The organism is Cupriavidus sp. GW822-FHT02D05 (assembly GCF_058802485.1).
This window is the reverse complement of sequence record NZ_JBXAOE010000031.1, coordinates 67,605-83,537: the sequence shown is the minus strand read 5'-3', so window position 1 is coordinate 83,537 and position 15,933 is coordinate 67,605. Positions and strand designations below refer to the sequence as shown.

The window sequence follows — 15,933 nt, the reverse complement described above, 5'->3', positions numbered from 1 at the left end:
CACCAAAGCTCAAGAGAAAGGTCCACCCGTGAACATCGATCCCGAAGCCGTGCCTCTCCGACAGGCCGGGCAGCCCAGCCCCGTGGCGATCATCGGTGCCGGCATAGCCGGCTCCGTGCTGGCGCTCTTGCTGGCCAGCCGCGGCATTCGCTGCCTGCTGGTCGACCGCCAGCCTGGCACGGATACGCATCCGCGCGGACATGTCTGGTCGGCCCGCGCCATGGAGGTGATCCGCTCGATCGATGCGGAACTGGCCGAGGCGCTGCGCGAGATCAGCTCGCCGCCGCTCAAGCTGCGCTACATCACGTGGTGCACGGCACTGGCAGGGGTGGATCTCGGGCGCTGCGTGCCGATCGGCAACGACCCGGTGCATACCGCCCGCCTCCTGGGCAGCGGCCCTTGCCGCCCGCTGCACTTGTCCCAGAACGTGGCCGATCCCATCCTGCGGCAGCGCGTGGCCGACAGCCCGCTGATCGAATTGCTGGCAGGGCATGAGCTGGAGGCGCTGTCGCAGGACGATGACGCCTGCACGTTGACGCTGCGCGAGCTGCGCAGCGGGCGGGTCGTCCGGCGCACCGCGCGCTTCGTTGCGGGCGCCGATGGCGCGCACAGCACCGTGCGGCATCTGCTTGGCGTGCGCTCCACCACAACCCCATTGCAAGCGGTCGCGCAGATCCATTTCCGCGCCAAGCTGGGCAGGCTGACCACGTCGCGGCCCAGCCCGTTGTACTGGATTCTCAACCCCGACGTCGTGGGCACGCTCACGGCCCACACCGCCGACGACGAAGACTGGGTCCTGTCGACGGTGGTGCTGCCCGAGATCGAGCCCGCCGGCGAAATGCCCAAAGCGCGGGCGCTGGCACTGGTGCGTGCGGCGATTGGCGATGAACGCGTCGATGCCAGCATTGTCTCGATCCGTCCCTGGACGATGGCGCTGCGCCGCGCCGAGACCAGCAGGGTGGGCCGGGTGGTGTTGCTGGGAGATGCCGCTGCCGGCTTCTCCGCCATCGGCGGCTTTGGCATGAACCATGGGATCGAAGACGCCGCGAGCCTGGCGTGGCGGCTGCCATTGCTGCTGGGCGGGTATGTGCCAGAAGGCCTTGCGCACGGGTTGTTGTCCAGCTATGCCACCGAGCGCGCGCAGAGCGCCGCCGCCCACGCGCACCGCACGCAGCAGCTCAGCGACCTGTCCGACGAAGTATTGCGTGCCGCCGGTGCGGACCCCGCCGGCCTCAAGACGCTGGCCGCGCTCTCCCGCTCCACGGTGGTCCGCCTGCTGCCCAGGCGCGCCGCGCGCACACTGTTGCGCACCGTGGCGGGGGCCGGCCTGAAACCCCTGCGCCATCTAGCGAGCACCGCGCCCGCGGGAGTTGCCGTGCGCGCCAAGGTCAGAAGGGCAATCGACAAGCAACGCGAAGTCTTTGTCACGCTCGGTACCGATCTTGGCTATGCGCTATCGAGTGGATTCGTCTGCCGCGAGCCGCATCCGCATCCGCAGTCCCCGCACAGCGGCACTGAGTACTGGCCGACCACCAGCCCGGGCTCGCTGATCCCGCATCTCTGGAGCGAGGCCGCTGGCGAGTCGCTGTCGACGCGGGACCTCGCGCGCCGCGCGCCGCTGACGCTGCTGGTGGGCGACAAGGAGCGGGTGCGCTGGCAGGCGGCCTTGACGCAGTTGCGTGCCGACTGGGGCATCGACGTGGCGTGTCCGCGCATCGGGACCGAAGACGGCGCGCAGTTTCGCATCCGCCCCTCGGCCTTCGCCACTGCGATGGAGATCGATGAGTCCGGCGCGGTGCTGCTGCGCGGCGACGGCATCGTGGCCTGGCGCAGCCGGCGTCAGTGCGCCGATCCGTGCGCGACATTACCGGATGTGATTTCGCGCCTGGTGTCCCAGTCCGCCATCCCCGCAGCACCGCCGGCACGCCCTACCAGTCCCCCCAGCCCCATCAGCCCCATCAGCCTCACCAAGGAGATGCAATGAGCGACAGCATGGACCAGTTTCCTATCCCCTGCCCGGACCCGGAGGCCCGTGCGCCGCAGAAGCTTGCGCACATCGTGCTCACCACGCGGCGCTTCGACGAGACGATCCACTGGTGGAGCGTGGTGCTGGGCGCGCGGGTGATGTACCGCAACGCCTTGCTCTGCTTCCTCTCCTACGACGACGAGCACCACCGCCTGGCCCTGATCAATGCCGCCAACTTCGAGCCGAAGCGTCGCGAGAGCACAGGCCTGGACCATGTGGCATTCACCTTCGGCTCGCTCGGCGACCTGCTGCATACCTACGAGCGCCTGAAGGGCCACGGCCTGCGCCCGCAATGGTGCATCAACCACGGGCCGACCACGTCGTTGTACTACCGCGATCCCGACGGCATCCAGGCCGAGCTTCAGGTCGACAACTTCGCCACACCGGAGGAACTGGAGGCCTGGTTCCACTCCGGCGCGTTCGCCGAGAATTCTATCGGTGTCGAGTTCGATCCGGAGCATCTGCTGGAGCGCTACCAGGCGGGCGAGCCCGCAGCGCTGTTGATGCGTCCCGGCGAGGTGACCAGCCGCCAGTTCCTGACGATGCGTTGAGAGGCCGCCCACCGTGAGACTGTGTACGTTTTCCACCGCGGATGTGGCGAGCCACGTCGGCCTGGCGCTAGCGGGCGACCGCGTGCTGGATGTGACCGCATCCTTTGCCGGGGATTCGCGCTTTGCCACCTTGCTGGCGCTGATCGAGCACCAGGACGAGACGCTGCCCGCCTTGCGCAAGCTGGAAGCGCAAGGCACGAAGCCGGGCCGCGCGCACCCGGCGCATGCGCTGCGCCAGGTCCGCTTCGAGGTGCCATACCGTCCCCCGCAGATCCGCTGCTTCAGCGTGTACGAGCAGCATCTGAAGAATGCGTTCCAACAGGTCATGGCGCATGGCGTGAGCCCGGCGACGGGCATGCTGATGCGCGCGCTCGGTGCCGGCAAGGTGCCCAAGGCCTTCTTTGAGACGCCGATCTACTACAAAGGCGTGCGCCTCAACCTGTCCGGCCATGGCAGCAAGGTGCTGCGGCCGGATCCCGGCGCCAGGCTGGACTACGAGGCCGAGCTGGGCGTCGTTGTCGGGCGTCCCGGCAAGAACATCGACGCCTCGGTGGCGATGTCGCATGTCTTTGGCTACGTGATCTTCAACGACTTCTCCGAACGCGCACAGCTTATGCGGGAGATGCGCGCCCGGCCCAGCGCGGGCCCGGCCAAGGGAAAGGACTTCGATGGCAGCAACAGCCTTGGCCCCTGGATCGTCACCGCGGACGAGATCCGCGATCCCCACGCGCTGGGCGTGACCGTGCGCGTCAACGGCGAGGTGCGCGGCGAAGGCAGCACGGCTGGCATGACCCATCGCATCGACCGCATCGTCAGCTATGCGTCGGCCAACGAGACGCTGCACGGCGGCGAGCTGCTGGCCACCGGCTGCGTGCCGAACTGCGCCGGCATCGAGCAATGGCGCTTCCTGGACGACGGCGACCGGGTCGACGTGGAAATCGCCGGGCTTGGCGTGCTGACGAACTCGATCACCGGACATCAACCGTAGCAATCCTCCCAAAAATTTACTGCGAGGAGCGCAAAGACGATCCCGCTTTGATCACAACGACAATGGAGACAGCAGTGAATTCAAGACAGTGGATCGTCACATCCGCGGCAGCACTGTGCCCCGCGCTTGCGTTGGCCGACAACGGCTACTTCCAGATCGGCTACGGCGCCGAAGCGCGCGGCGTGGCCGGCGCCGCGGCGGCGTCGACGCGGGATGCGTTCGGCGGCGCGAGCAACCCCGCCACCACCGTCTGGGCCGGCAACCGCTTCGACGGCAACCTGATCGCGATCAACGGCAGGACCAGCATGAGCCGCGCAGCGGGCCTGCCGGCGCCAGTGGGCGGGGTGCTCGACACGCGCACGGACAGCGAGAGCCGCTGGGTGCCGCTGGCCGATATCGCGTACAGCCGCATGATCAATCCGGACCTGTCGCTGAGTCTTGTCGGCTACAGCAATGGCGCTGGCACGTACTTCGAGGGCAACACCACCACCTGCCTGGCGCCGTCGCCGGCACCGGCCGGCACCACCTATCGTGGCAACTTGCTATGCGGCAGCGGCAGGGCTGCCACCACGATCAAGCAGCTGACGATGGCGCCGACGGTCTCCGCCAAGGTCTCCGAGTCGTTCTCGGTGGGCTTCTCGCTGCTGATCGCGGGGCAGCTTTTCAGCGCGGAGGGCCTGCAGGCACTTGCGCCGCAGTCGGCGGCGCCGAACCACCTGACCAACCAGGGCACGGCGTCGTCGTTTGGCATCGGCATGCGGGTTGGGTCCTATTGGCGCGCCAGCGATGCGCTGAGCTTTGGCGCGGCGTACTCGCCCCGCATCCGCATGGGGCGGCTCAAGGAGTACGAGGGCTTGCTGGCGGATCAGGGCCGCCTGGATATCCCGGAGAACCTGCTGCTCGGCATGCAATGGTCGCCGAGGCAGGATCTCTCCTTCCTGTTCGACTACCAGCGCATCAACTACTCGGGCACGTCGGGCCTTGGCAATCGCGCGTTCGATGGCACCGCCTTGCGCGGCAGCAGCGGTGGCCCGGGCAACGGCTGGAAGGACATGAATGTCTTCAAGCTCGGCGTGCGCTACCAGGTAACGCCGGCCTGGCACGTGTCGGGCGGCGTCTCCTTGAACAGCGCGGCCTACGCGGATGTGGATACGGCCAACAACGTCACCTCGCCGGCCACGTTCCGCCGGCACTACACGCTCGGGCTGGGCTATGCGACCGCCGCCAATGCCACCTGGTCGGTCTTCTACTCCCTGTCGCCGGGCCACACCACCTCGGGCAGCTCGGCGCTGGGGTCGGCCGTGGCCACGCAGCTCTCGGGCAACGCCACGGTCTCGGGCCAGGAGACCCTGGCAACGCGGCAGCAAAGCATTGGCGTGCAGTACTCGCAGCGCTTCTGATTGCCCCCGGCGCTTTTTCTGTTCATTCATCACGGAGTTTGTTTCGATGACGGCTTGTCTTCTTCCGCGCTCTCGCGGCAACCGGCTAGCAACCGCCCCTGCAATCGTACATAGCGGCGGTACGGCATGAACACGCGGACGGAGCCAGCGGCATTGCAGCCGCCCCGCCTGGACGACCGGTTCGAGCAGCCGGCCGGCAAGGTGTTCCTCACCGGCAACCAGGCGATCCTGCGCATCGCGCTGGACCAGCGCCGCATCGATGCCCGGTTCGGCAAGAACACCGGAGGCTTTATCTCCGGCTACCGTGGCTCGCCGCTGGGCCGGCTGGACATGGAGCTGTGGCGCATCCAGCCGTTGTTGCAGGCCGCGAACGTGCGCTTCCAGCCCGGCGTCAACGAGGACCTGGCCGCCACCGCGGTGTGGGGCACGCAGTACGTCGGTACCTTTGCCGGCGCCACGGTGGATGGCGTGTTTGGCATCTGGTACGGCAAGGGGCCGGGCGTGGATCGCAGCGGCGACCCGCTCAAGCACGGCAACCTGGCCGGCACCAGCGCAGCCGGCGGCGTGCTGGTGCTGGCGGGAGACGACCATAGCGCCAAGTCGTCGACCACCGCCCACCAGTCGGATTTCTCGCTGATCGCGGCGGGCATACCGGTGCTGTATCCGGCTAACGTGCAGGACATCATCGACTTCGGCCTGCGTGGCATCGAGATGTCGCGGCGCACCGGATGCTGGGTTGGCATGAAGCTGGTGACCGACGTGGTGGAGTCCGCCGGCGAAGTCGACGTGGGGCAGCACGAGCCGTTGGAGGCGTTGCCTGACGCCAACGGGCCCTTGCATATCCGCGCCTTCGAAATGGCGCCGGCGGCGGAGGAGCGCTTGTACGTGCACAAGCTGCCGGCGGCGGTGCAGTTCGCGCGGGCGGCCGGGCTCAACCGCCTGGTGTGGCCTGGCACGAGCGCCAGGGTCGGGATCGTCACCGCCGGCAAGTCCTACGCCGACACCATGCAGGCGTTGCAACGCCTTGGCATCGACGCCAGCGATGCGCGCGGCGCCGCGCTGCGGGTGCTGAAGATCGGCATGGTGTGGCCGCTGGAGGACGAGATCGTGCGCGCCTTCGCGCACGGGCTCGACACCATCCTGGTGATCGAGGAAAAGCGCCCGCTGCTCGAGTCGCAACTTAAGTCCATCCTCTTCGATGCGCGCATGGCGCAGCCGCCGGTGGTGCGCGGCAAGTTCGAAGGCGCGCCGGAATGGTCGGCCTCCCGAGGCGCGCCGGTGCTGCCTATCTGCAATGAGCTGAGCGTGCTGCAGATCGCCGAGGCCATCCAGCGCTTGCTGGGGCTTGAGACCGCGGCCCCGGATGCCGTTGCGGTGGACCAGCCGCGACAAGCCGTGCCGCTGCGCCGCCCGAGCTTTTGCGCGGGCTGCCCGCACAATACATCGACCCGCTTGCCGGATGGCAGCCGGGCACTGGCGGGCATCGGCTGCCATACGATCGCCATGCTCAATGACCCGAAGAAGACACACACCGTCTCGCACATGGGTGGCGAGGGGATGATGTGGATGGGGCAGTCGCCGTTTACCAGCGAGCCCCATGTCTTTGCCAACATGGGCGACGGGACCTATTTCCATTCCGGCTACCTGGCCATCCGCCAGGCGCTTGCGGCCAATCTGCGGATGACCTACAAGCTGTTGTTCAACGGCTTTGTCTCCATGACCGGCGGCCAGCCCGTGGATGGCGAGCTTAGCGTCGACAAGGCCGTGGCCCAGCTGCGGGCGGAGGGGATCAAGAAGCTGGTCGTGGTCACCGACGACGTGACGGCATACGATGCGCCGCGCCGGGCCACGCTGGGCGTGCCGGTGTACGACCGGGCGGCGCTGGAGACAGTGCAGATCGAGCTGCGCGCGTATCCCGGGCTGTCGGTGCTGATCTACGACCAGGCCTGCGCCACCGAGGCACGCCGTTTGCGCAAGCGCGGCAAGCTGCCCGACCCGCAGGTGCGCACCTATATCGATCCCGAGGTGTGCGAGGGGTGCGGCGATTGCGGCGATCAGTCCGGCTGCCTCGCCATCGAGCCGCTTGAGACGGCGCTGGGCCGCAAGCGCAAGATCAACCAGTCGTCCTGCAACAAGGACATGTCGTGCGTGCGCGGCTTCTGCCCGAGCTTTGTCACGTTGCAGGGAGCAAAGCCGCGCCGGCCGCAAGGCGCGGCGGCGGCGGGCTTCAAGATTCCCGCGTTGCCCGACGCCATCATCCCGGGCGATTTCGAGCCCATGGCGATCCTCGTCGCGGGCATCGGCGGCACCGGCGTGGTGACGATTGGCGGCGTACTGACCATGGCGGCGCACCTGGACGGCAGGGCCGGGAGCTCGCTGGATGTCACCGGGCTGTCCCAGAAGTACGGCGCGGTGGGCTCTCATATCCGCATTGCCCCGAGCGCCGCCATGCTGCACGCCGCGCGCATCGGCACCGGCGAAGCCGACGTGCTGCTGGGCTGCGACCTGATCGTCGCGGCCGGCGCGGACGCGCTGTCCAGGCTGCGTCCCGGGCTGGCGCGCGCCTTTGTCAACACGGAGGTGGTTCCCACCAGCGACTTCACCAGCCAGCCCGACTGGGCCGTCGATGAGGCCGGGCTCAAGCACCGCCTGAACGAAGCGCTGGGCGGGCGCGCCGAGTGCATCGACGTGACGCTGCTTGCGCAGCATCTGCTGGGCGACGCGATCCTGTCGAACATGTTGCTGCTGGGCTATGCCTGGCAGCAAGGTGCGATCCCCGTGCGGCGGGCAGCGATGGAAAAGGCGATACAGCTCAATGGCGTATCGACCGACACCAACCTGAAGGCGTTCGCGCTGGGCCGCTGGCTCGCGCATGACAACGCGGCGGTGCGCCGCCTGATGGCGCCCGCGCAGGTCGTTCAGCTGACGATGAACGCCGGGGGATCCCTGGCGGCGCTGATCGATGACAGGGCACGGCGCCTTGTCGATTATCAAAACACCGCGCTGGCGGATCGCTACCGCCAGCGGATGGAATCGGTGCGGCGCATGCTGGCAGGCCGAAGCGATGCCGACGCCCTGGTCCGGCAGGTGGCGACGCAGTATTTCCGCGTGCTGGCGGTCAAGGACGAGTTCGAGGTGGCGCGCTTGTATTCGCGCCCGGCCTTCCTGCAGTCCCTGAACGAGGCGTTCGAAGGCGAGTTCCAGGTCAGGTTCCATCTGGCGGGCGGCCCGTTCGGCAAGCTAGACAACGTCACCGGCAAGATCAGCAAGACGGCGGTTGGCAGCTGGATCCGGCCCGCCATGCGCCTGCTGGCTGGCGTGCGCTTCCTGCGCGGCAGCTGGCTCGATCCCTTTGCCCGTGGCGTGGAAGCGCAGCTCAATCGCCGTGTGCGCGATGCCTACGAAGAGGATCTGGATGACATCGGGCACGCGGCAGCGCAATGGCCCGAGGCACGCCTGCGGGAACTGCTCTCCTGGCCTGCCAGTGTGCGTGGCTACGGGCATGTCCGCGAGCGCCAGGCGCGCGCCGGATTCGCAAGGCGCGCCACGGCCCGGGATGCGCCGGCCGGCTCGCGCCCGGAACACTGACGGGCTGCGGCATGCAATGCATGCCGCAGCACCACCTACCCAGACAAAGACGTCGCCATGAACAAAGTCATCATTACCTGCGCCATCACCGGGTCGATCCACACCCCGTCCATGTCGCCCTATCTGCCGCTCACGCCTGATGAGATCGCCGCGAGCGCGATCGGCGCCGCGCAGGCCGGCGCCGCCATCGTGCATCTCCACGCGCGCGACTCCGGGGATGGACGCCCTTCGCAGGACCCGGCGCTGTTTCGCCGGTTCGTGCCCGCCATCAAGGGGGCGTGCGACGTGGTGATCAACCTGACCACGGGCGGCGCGCCCACCATGAGCGTGGAGGAGCGCCTGCAGCCCGCGCTGCAGCTAAGCCCCGAAGTGGCATCGCTGAACATGGGCACGATGAACTTCGGCCTTTATGAACTGCTGGACCGCTTTAAAGACCTCAAGCACGATTGGGAGCGCCCCTACCTGGAGCGCAGCTACGACGGCATCTTCAGGAATACGTTCAAGGACATCGCCTATATCCTGCAGTCCTGCAGCGCAAACCAGACCCGCTTCGAGATCGAGTGCTATGACATCGGCCACTTGTACACGGCAGCCCATTTCCTGGATCGCGCGCTCTTGACGCCACCGCTGCTGATTCAGTCGGTGCTCGGGCTGCGCGGCGGCATCGGCGCGCATGTGGAAGACCTCATGCATATGCGCCGCACGGCGGACCGGCTGTTCGGCAAGGACTATGTCTGGTCGGTGCTGGGGGCAGGGCGCAGCCAGATGCCGGCGGCGGCGATCAGCGCATCGGTCGGCGGCCATGTGCGCGTTGGCCTTGAGGATTCGCTATGGGATGGCCCGGGAAAGCTCGCCAACAGCAATGCCGCGCAGGTGCTGCGGGTGCGCAGCATCATCGAAGCCTTGTCGCTTGAGGTTGCCACGCCGGAAGAGGCGCGGAATTTGCTGAAGCTGAAGGGGCGTGACAACGTTGGGTTTTGAAGAGGGGAGGCGTCACGCACCGCTAAAGGTTCAGAAAAAGTTGTCGATACATTACTTGAGCCTGCGTTGCTGATACAGGGGAAATGGCGCGGCGTGCCGCGCCTTTGCCATCTTCCTCATTGCGGCCAGGCTTGGATCTTTTCTTTCCAACTGACGCTGGCTGGGCGTGGATCAAGCCGGGGTTCTGGGCGATCACGACCAACCAGAAATCGGAAGTCGAGCTTCAGGGCAATGTGGGTGGCATCAAGGACAAGCAGGTGCTGAAGACCGAGGTGTCCGAGTCCAAGCAGATGGTGACCGGGGACGACTGGCGCGAGATCGTGGAGAAAGGGCTCAAGGCGCTGACGGACCAGACCAAGCAGTTGCTGGCGCGCTAAGCCGCGCTTGTTGATGGCTCTTGTTGTGACCAGGCCCCCGACATAACGAGGCGGCCCCGGATTCTGGTTTGTGATTAATCCGGCGCATGGATATAATTCGTCGTCAATGCCCCGGATCCGGGGCATTCGTTTTTTTTATATCCGCTTGATATCCATACCCGGGAGTGTTCCATGTTTCTGATCTGGCAAGGTTTAGGTTTTCTCGTTGTCATCTTGCCCCTTGCCGTCCTGCTTGTCATGAGCCTGCTAGGCGCGCTGGTGAATCTCTCCAATATCGCGACCATCGTGCTATCGCTGATCCTGTCGGCCGCGGCAGTCTTCTATCTTGGCAAACGCCTCAATTCGCGTCCGGGCCGCATCCTGGTCGATCCCAACACGCAGGAATCCGTGGAACTGCGCAAGCGCCATACGCTGTTCTGGATTCCCATGCAGTATTGGGCGTTCCCGATCCTTCTGATCGCGATCATTGCCTCATTTGCGCTGTTCACCGCCGGGGCATAACGCGGGCGAGAGGCCGGCCGGAGCAGGCCAGCGGGAGCGGGCGTAAAATACCGGTCCTGCATCCCGAATGCTCCGGCAAGTTGCGGGACAAGCCTGGTAAAAGGCAGCCCTACTACGAGAAGAGACATCAAGTTGAACAATCCGGCCAGCGCTGCGCATGATCGCGAGCTCACCTCCGTGGCTGACGCCGCGACTCTGGCGCGGCGCGCGCGCAGGGGCATCTTCCTGCTGACCTTCGCGTTCGCGCTGAGCCAGTTCTATCGCAGCTGCCTGGCGGTGATGGCGCCGGAGCTCCAGCACGACTTCGGCCTGTCGGCGGCGGGCTTCGGCACCTTGTCTTCCTCCTTCTTCCTGGCATTCGCGGTTGCGCAGATTCCCGTGGGGATCGCGTTCGACCGGTATGGCGTGGGCAAGCCGACGTCGTTGCTGCTGGCCATTGGCGCGGTGTCCGCCGTGATGTTCTCGCTGGCGCCGAACGGTACCGTCGCCATGCTGGCGCAGGCCGGGCTGGGGCTGGCTTGCGCGCCGGTCTTCATGGGGCTGCTGCATTTTGCTTCCGAGCAACTTTCCGAGAAAAACTACACGCGGGTCGTCAGCCAGTCCAATGCCACCGGCATGATCGGCGCGCTGTGCGCCACGGCGCCGCTCGGATGGGCCATGCATCTGCTCGGCTGGCGCGTGGCGATGTCCGCCGCGGCGTTGTGCATGGTGGTGGCCTGCTACGGTGTCTGGCGCTTCGTGCGGGATGATGGCCATGCCCAGGCGCGTGGTGTGCCGCTGGGCGCCATGCTCTCGCAAAGCGCGAAGCTGCTGGCCATCGTCCCCTTGTGGACCCTGATCCCGATGTGCGTGGCCATGGCGGCAGGCACGGCGTTCCGCAACGCATGGAGCGGCCCTTACCTGGCCAGCGTGTACGGCTTGGATTCCGGCTCGCGGGGCATCGCGCTGACGCTGCTGAGCGTGAGCGGGTTCTTGACGGCGTTCTTCCTGCCCGTGCTGGTCCGGCGCAGCTCGCTCAAGACCACCATCGCGGGATGGTCCTGCTTTGCGATGTCGGGCGCCATCCTGCTGAGCCTCTGGCCCACGCATGGCATCGTCTCCGGTGTGGGGCTGATGGCCTTGCTGTCGACCATCGGCATGCTGCATCCGCTGGTCATGGCGCAGGGGCGCGGCCTGGTGCCGCCGTCTTCGCGCGGGCGCGGGCTTGGCGTGCTCAACACCTTTGTGTTCCTGGGCTCGGCGCTGACGTCGTGGGGATTCGGCCTGATCGCCAGCATGGGCGATGCCCGGCACTGGCCGGTGGCGAAGACCTATTCGACGATCTTCCTCACGGCTGCCGCGGTAGTGGCGCTTGCCGTGGCGCCGTATTTCTTCAGCCCATCCAGCCCGTCCGTGATCAAGCGCTAAGCCCCGCGGCCTCGGTTCGTCACTCGACCTTGGCGATCATCTCCAGCATGCTGTCAGCAATATCCTGGCCAAGCAGCCGCGAGACCATCCAGCCCGCCAGATCCTGCGTCGCCAGGCATCCACCCGCCGTGGCGATCTGGCCGTGCACCACGAGCGGACGATGCTCGGTCTTCACGCCCATGGCCTCGAGCTCTTCGAACACGCCCGGGTAGGTGGTCGCGCTCAGGCCATCGAGCAGCCCCAGGCGGGCGAGAAACAGTACACCCGAGTCGATCGCGCCAATCACCTGCCTGGCCGGATCCAGCTTGAGCTGCCCCATGAAGCCTTGATCGTTGAGCTTGGCCCGCGACCCGGGGCCGCTGACAATGAACACAGCATCGGCCTTGGCAAGCTCGCTCAAGCCGCCATGCGGCGTGATGGTGATGCCGGTGTTGGAGGTCACCTGCGGCGTGTCTGCGCAGATCCGCACCGACCAAGGCTTGGCGTAGCCGACATAGGCTGGGTCCTGGACCCGGTTGAGCAGGTCCCAGGGCAGGAACAGATCGACGTCGGTGAAGCCATCGTAAGCCAGCATGGCAATGTTCATCGGGTTCTCCTATTGGATCAATGAAGGGAATGTCCGCTTCGGAGACGGGATTCTCACCGCGCTCGCGACTTGGCTGTATAGTCAATCAATCAATTTTCATAGCTATACAGATAGCAGATAGAGATGGCGGACAGCCCTCCGAACTACCAGGTGATCGCCAACCGGCTGCGCGCGGCCATCCGCCGTGGCGACCTGGCACCCGGCGCCAAAATGCCGTCGGTGCGCCGGCTGGCCGAGATCGAGCAGGTTAGCGCGCCAACGGCGGAACACGCGCTGCGGGTGCTGGAGGCGAGCGGCCTTGTGGTGGCCAGGCCAAGGTCAGGTTTCTACGTTTGCGCGGACATGCCCGCCGAGCCGCTGGCCCCGCAACCTGGTGCCACGGCCCGGCCGGTGACGCTGACCGCCAATGTGCATGCGCTATTCGCCCAGGTGCGCGCGCCCGGCCCGGTTGCGCTGGGGGCCGCATCGCCGTGCGCGGCATGGCTGCCGGACAAGGCGCTGGCGCGCAGCATGCTGGGCGCGGCCCGCAGGCTCGGGGCGTCTGGCCTGGCCTACAGCGTGCCACCGGGCCGCCTCGACTTGCGCAGCCAGATCGCGCGCCGCGCGGCGCGCTGGGGCCTGCACATCTCGCCCGATCAACTGGTGCTCACACAAGGGCAGAGCCAGGCCATGCGGCTTGCCCTGCAGGTGACCTGCAAAGCGGGCGATGTGGTCGCGGTCGAGTCGCCTTGCTACTTCGGGACGTTGATGCTGCTGCGCAGCCTCGGGCTGCGCGCCATCGAGGTGCCCACCCATCCCCGTACCGGGATGGACCTGGCGGCGCTGGCGCAGATCCTGCAGCGGCATCGGGTTAGCGCCGTGGTGTCGGTGCCCACCGCCAACAACCCGCTGGGCTTCACGATGTCCATCGCCGACAAGCGCACGCTGGTGCAACTGCTTGACGATGCCGGGGTGCCGCTGATCGAGGATGACGTGTACGGCGATCTCTCGGCCGGCAAGCCGCGGGCGCCGGCTTGCAAGGCGTTCGACGAGTCCGGCAATGTGCTGTATTGCACGTCGGTGTCGAAGACGTTGGCGCCGGGATGGCGCATCGGCTGGATCGCGCCGGGCCACCGCTTCGAGGCGGTGCTGGAGGCGCGGGTCGAGGCGAGCCTGGCCGGATCGCCGCTGTTCGAGGCGGCGCTGGCCGACATGTTCTCGAGCGGCGACTACGACCGGCATCTGCGGCGCTACGGCCAGCGGATCAAGGACTCGGTGCGCACGTTCTCATCCCGCATCGCGGCCGCCTGGCCAGCGGGGACGAAGCTGCGCGCGCCCGACGATGGTTTCTTGCTGTGGGTGGAACTGCCTGCCCATGTCAACGCGCTAGCGCTGTGCGAGGCGGCGGCGAGCGAGGGCATCAGCATCGGTCCGGGTGCCATGTTCTGCCCTGACGCCAGCCGGTACGCGCATCATGTCCGGATCAATTGCGCCCAGCCGGCCACGCCAAAGCTGCTTGCCGCGCTCGACCGCATCGGCGCGCTCGCGGCGGTGCAAGCTTGATCGTGCGCTGGCTGTGGCTGCCCCGCGGCCTCGGCAATCCAGCAGTCAGAGGACCTGGCTCAAGGCTCCAGCGGCATGGCGCTGGTGCACTTGATCTCGTCCAGGCAAACGCTGGATTTCACGCCGCTCACGCCCGGGATGCGCATCAGGGTGTCGAGCAGGAAGTCCGACAGCGACTTCAGATCGCGCGCCACCACCTTGAGCACATAGTCGATATCGCCGGTCACGGAGAAGCACTCCTGGATTTGCGCCAGCTCGGCGACCAACCCCTTGAAGTTCGACAGGTCCCGGATATGGCCGCGCTCCATCGTGACATGGATAAAGGCCACCACGCCGAAGCCCAGGCTGGCGGAGTCCAGCCGGGCCTCATAGCGCTTGATGACGCCAAGCTCTTCCAGGCGCCGGTGGCGGCGCAGCGTCTGGGCTGGCGACAGGCGGATGGCCTCGGCCAGTTCCAGGTTGGACGCGCGCCCATTTTCCTGCAACGCCCCCAGCAGGCGCCGGTCGATGCGGTCTAGCTCATCTTTGTGCACTTTTGTTTCCTACCTGCCGTGAATCATGAAATTTTATCTCATGATCTAGGGTTTGCCTGCGTGGATTACGAAATCCTATTTTGCGGCCCGGAATATACACTGAACTCCAGATTAGCAGTGCGGACGGGTAAATGAGAGCCTGTTCCGCACGTGCCTGGCACTGCGCATCGATGCGCTGGCGCGCAGGAGCCGCAATATTATTTCTCTCGTCCCCCAACTTTTCGTTGAGCACACCATGGCCGATCTGTTTGAAAACCCGATGCAGTTGATGGGCTTCGAATTCGTGGAATTCGCCTCGCCTACTCCCAACCTACTGGAACCGATCTTCGAGCAGATGGGCTTCACGCTGGTGGCGCGCCATCGCTCCAAGGACGTGGTGCTGTACCGCCAGGGCGACATTAATTTCATCGTCAACCGCGAGCCGCACAGCCCGGCTGCCTACTTTGCCGCCGAGCACGGCCCCAGCGCCTGTGGCATGGCGTTCCGCGTGAAGGATTCGCACAAGGCCTATGCCCGCGCGCTGGAACTCGGCGCGCAGCCGGTGGAAATCGCCACCGGCCCGATGGAGCTGCGCCTGCCGGCGATCAAGGGCATCGGCGGCGCGCCGCTGTACCTGATCGACCGCTTTGAAGAAGGCAAGTCCATCTACGACATCGACTTCGAGTTCATCGAAGGCGTGGACCGTCATCCGGTGGGCCATGGCCTGCGCCTGATCGACCACCTGACGCACAACGTCTACCGTGGCCGCATGGCTTACTGGGCTAATTTCTACGAAAAGCTCTTCAATTTCCGCGAAATCCGCTACTTCGATATCCAGGGCGAATACACCGGCCTGACCTCGAAGGCCATGACCGCGCCGGATGGCAAGATCCGCATCCCGCTGAACGAAGAATCGTCCAAGGGCAGCGGCCAGATCGAGGAATTCCTGATGGCCTTCAATGGCGAAGGCATCCAGCACATCGCCTTCCTGACGGACAACCTGATCGAAGTCATCGACAGCCTGCAGATGGCCGGCGTGCCCCTGATGACGGCACCCAACGACTACTACTACGACGGCCTGGAAGCGCGCCTGCCCGGCCACGGCCAGCCTGTGGATCAACTCAAGGCGCGCGGCATCCTGGTCGACGGCACCACCGAAGGCGGCAAGCCCCGCCTGCTGCTGCAGATTTTCTCCAAGGCCTCGCTCGGCCCGGTGTTTTTCGAGTTCATCCAGCGCAAGGGCGACGAAGGCTTTGGCGAAGGCAACTTCAAGGCGCTGTTCGAATCGCTGGAACGCGACCAGATCGAGCGCGGCACGCTCAAGGTCTGAGGCCCACAAGGCAAGCCGGCACGCCCGGCACTGACCGCATCAACACCGCCGGCGCAGCAGCATGACTGCGCGCCGGCGGTGCCTGGCCGAAGCCCAAGCGCCCGCGACACGCGAGAGGCGCAGGCCGACATTCCAAAAGAGTGG

General features: G+C 66.3%; 13 protein-coding genes. 11 read left to right on the top strand and 2 right to left on the bottom strand.

The window, feature by feature from the left end; genetic code table 11:
* Nucleotides 1-28: 28 nt before the first annotated feature.
* The 9 genes from AC1RQK_RS31990 (at nt 29) to AC1RQK_RS31950 (ending at nt 11,819) form a co-directional block, all read left to right on the top strand.
* The gene (locus AC1RQK_RS31990) at nt 29-1,984 is read left to right on the top strand and encodes an FAD-dependent monooxygenase (RefSeq protein ID WP_492813393.1); all 1,956 of its coding nucleotides are present in this window, start codon (nt 29-31) and stop codon (nt 1,982-1,984) included.
* Nucleotides 1,981-2,577 carry a VOC family protein gene (locus AC1RQK_RS31985; protein ID WP_492813391.1) on the top strand — a complete coding sequence of 199 codons (597 nt, stop codon included), beginning with the start codon at nt 1,981-1,983 and terminating at the stop codon, nt 2,575-2,577. The genes AC1RQK_RS31990 and AC1RQK_RS31985 overlap by 4 nt, the downstream gene beginning before the upstream one ends.
* Before the next feature lie 13 nt (nt 2,578-2,590).
* Complete coding sequence (locus AC1RQK_RS31980) at nt 2,591-3,565, top strand: fumarylacetoacetate hydrolase family protein (protein WP_492813389.1); 975 nt, start codon at nt 2,591-2,593, stop codon at nt 3,563-3,565.
* Between the two features lie 74 nt (nt 3,566-3,639).
* Nucleotides 3,640-4,965 (top strand): OmpP1/FadL family transporter, encoded by a 1,326-nt coding sequence (locus AC1RQK_RS31975; RefSeq protein WP_492375907.1) that lies wholly within the window; start codon nt 3,640-3,642, stop codon nt 4,963-4,965.
* 126 nt (nt 4,966-5,091) lie between these two features.
* The gene (locus AC1RQK_RS31970; protein WP_492813387.1) at nt 5,092-8,553 is read left to right on the top strand and encodes an indolepyruvate ferredoxin oxidoreductase family protein; all 3,462 of its coding nucleotides are present in this window, start codon (nt 5,092-5,094) and stop codon (nt 8,551-8,553) included.
* A 57-nt stretch (nt 8,554-8,610) separates the two neighbouring features.
* Nucleotides 8,611-9,534 carry a 3,5-dioxohexanoate:acetyl-CoA acetone transferase gene (kce, locus tag AC1RQK_RS31965; protein WP_492375909.1) on the top strand — a complete coding sequence of 308 codons (924 nt, stop codon included), beginning with the start codon at nt 8,611-8,613 and terminating at the stop codon, nt 9,532-9,534.
* Nucleotides 9,535-9,665: 131 nt separating this feature from the next.
* A complete protein-coding gene (locus AC1RQK_RS31960) occupies nt 9,666-9,911 on the top strand; it encodes a hypothetical protein (RefSeq protein WP_492375910.1) in 246 nt (81 codons plus the stop codon).
* A 171-nt stretch (nt 9,912-10,082) separates the two neighbouring features.
* The gene (locus tag AC1RQK_RS31955; protein WP_492375911.1) at nt 10,083-10,412 is read left to right on the top strand and encodes a hypothetical protein; all 330 of its coding nucleotides are present in this window, start codon (nt 10,083-10,085) and stop codon (nt 10,410-10,412) included.
* Between the two features lie 177 nt (nt 10,413-10,589).
* On the top strand, nt 10,590-11,819 hold the full coding sequence (locus AC1RQK_RS31950; RefSeq protein WP_492375928.1) for an MFS transporter: 1,230 nt from the start codon (nt 10,590-10,592) through the stop codon (nt 11,817-11,819).
* Between the two features lie 19 nt (nt 11,820-11,838).
* On the opposite strand, the gene AC1RQK_RS31945 is transcribed toward AC1RQK_RS31950, so the two are convergent.
* Entirely contained in the window at nt 11,839-12,405 is a 567-nt protein-coding gene (locus AC1RQK_RS31945) for a DJ-1/PfpI family protein (protein ID WP_492375912.1), read from the bottom strand.
* Between the two features lie 123 nt (nt 12,406-12,528).
* Between AC1RQK_RS31945 and AC1RQK_RS31940 the strand changes: the two genes are divergently transcribed.
* Nucleotides 12,529-13,947 carry an aminotransferase-like domain-containing protein gene (locus tag AC1RQK_RS31940; protein ID WP_492375913.1) on the top strand — a complete coding sequence of 473 codons (1,419 nt, stop codon included), beginning with the start codon at nt 12,529-12,531 and terminating at the stop codon, nt 13,945-13,947.
* Nucleotides 13,948-14,006: 59 nt separating this feature from the next.
* On the opposite strand, the gene AC1RQK_RS31935 is transcribed toward AC1RQK_RS31940, so the two are convergent.
* Nucleotides 14,007-14,480 (bottom strand): Lrp/AsnC family transcriptional regulator, encoded by a 474-nt coding sequence (locus tag AC1RQK_RS31935; protein WP_174426711.1) that lies wholly within the window; start codon nt 14,478-14,480, stop codon nt 14,007-14,009.
* 235 nt (nt 14,481-14,715) lie between these two features.
* On the opposite strand from AC1RQK_RS31935, the gene hppD reads away from it, so the two are divergent.
* The gene (hppD, locus tag AC1RQK_RS31930) at nt 14,716-15,789 is read left to right on the top strand and encodes a 4-hydroxyphenylpyruvate dioxygenase (protein ID WP_174426710.1); all 1,074 of its coding nucleotides are present in this window, start codon (nt 14,716-14,718) and stop codon (nt 15,787-15,789) included.
* Nucleotides 15,790-15,933 lie beyond the last annotated feature (144 nt).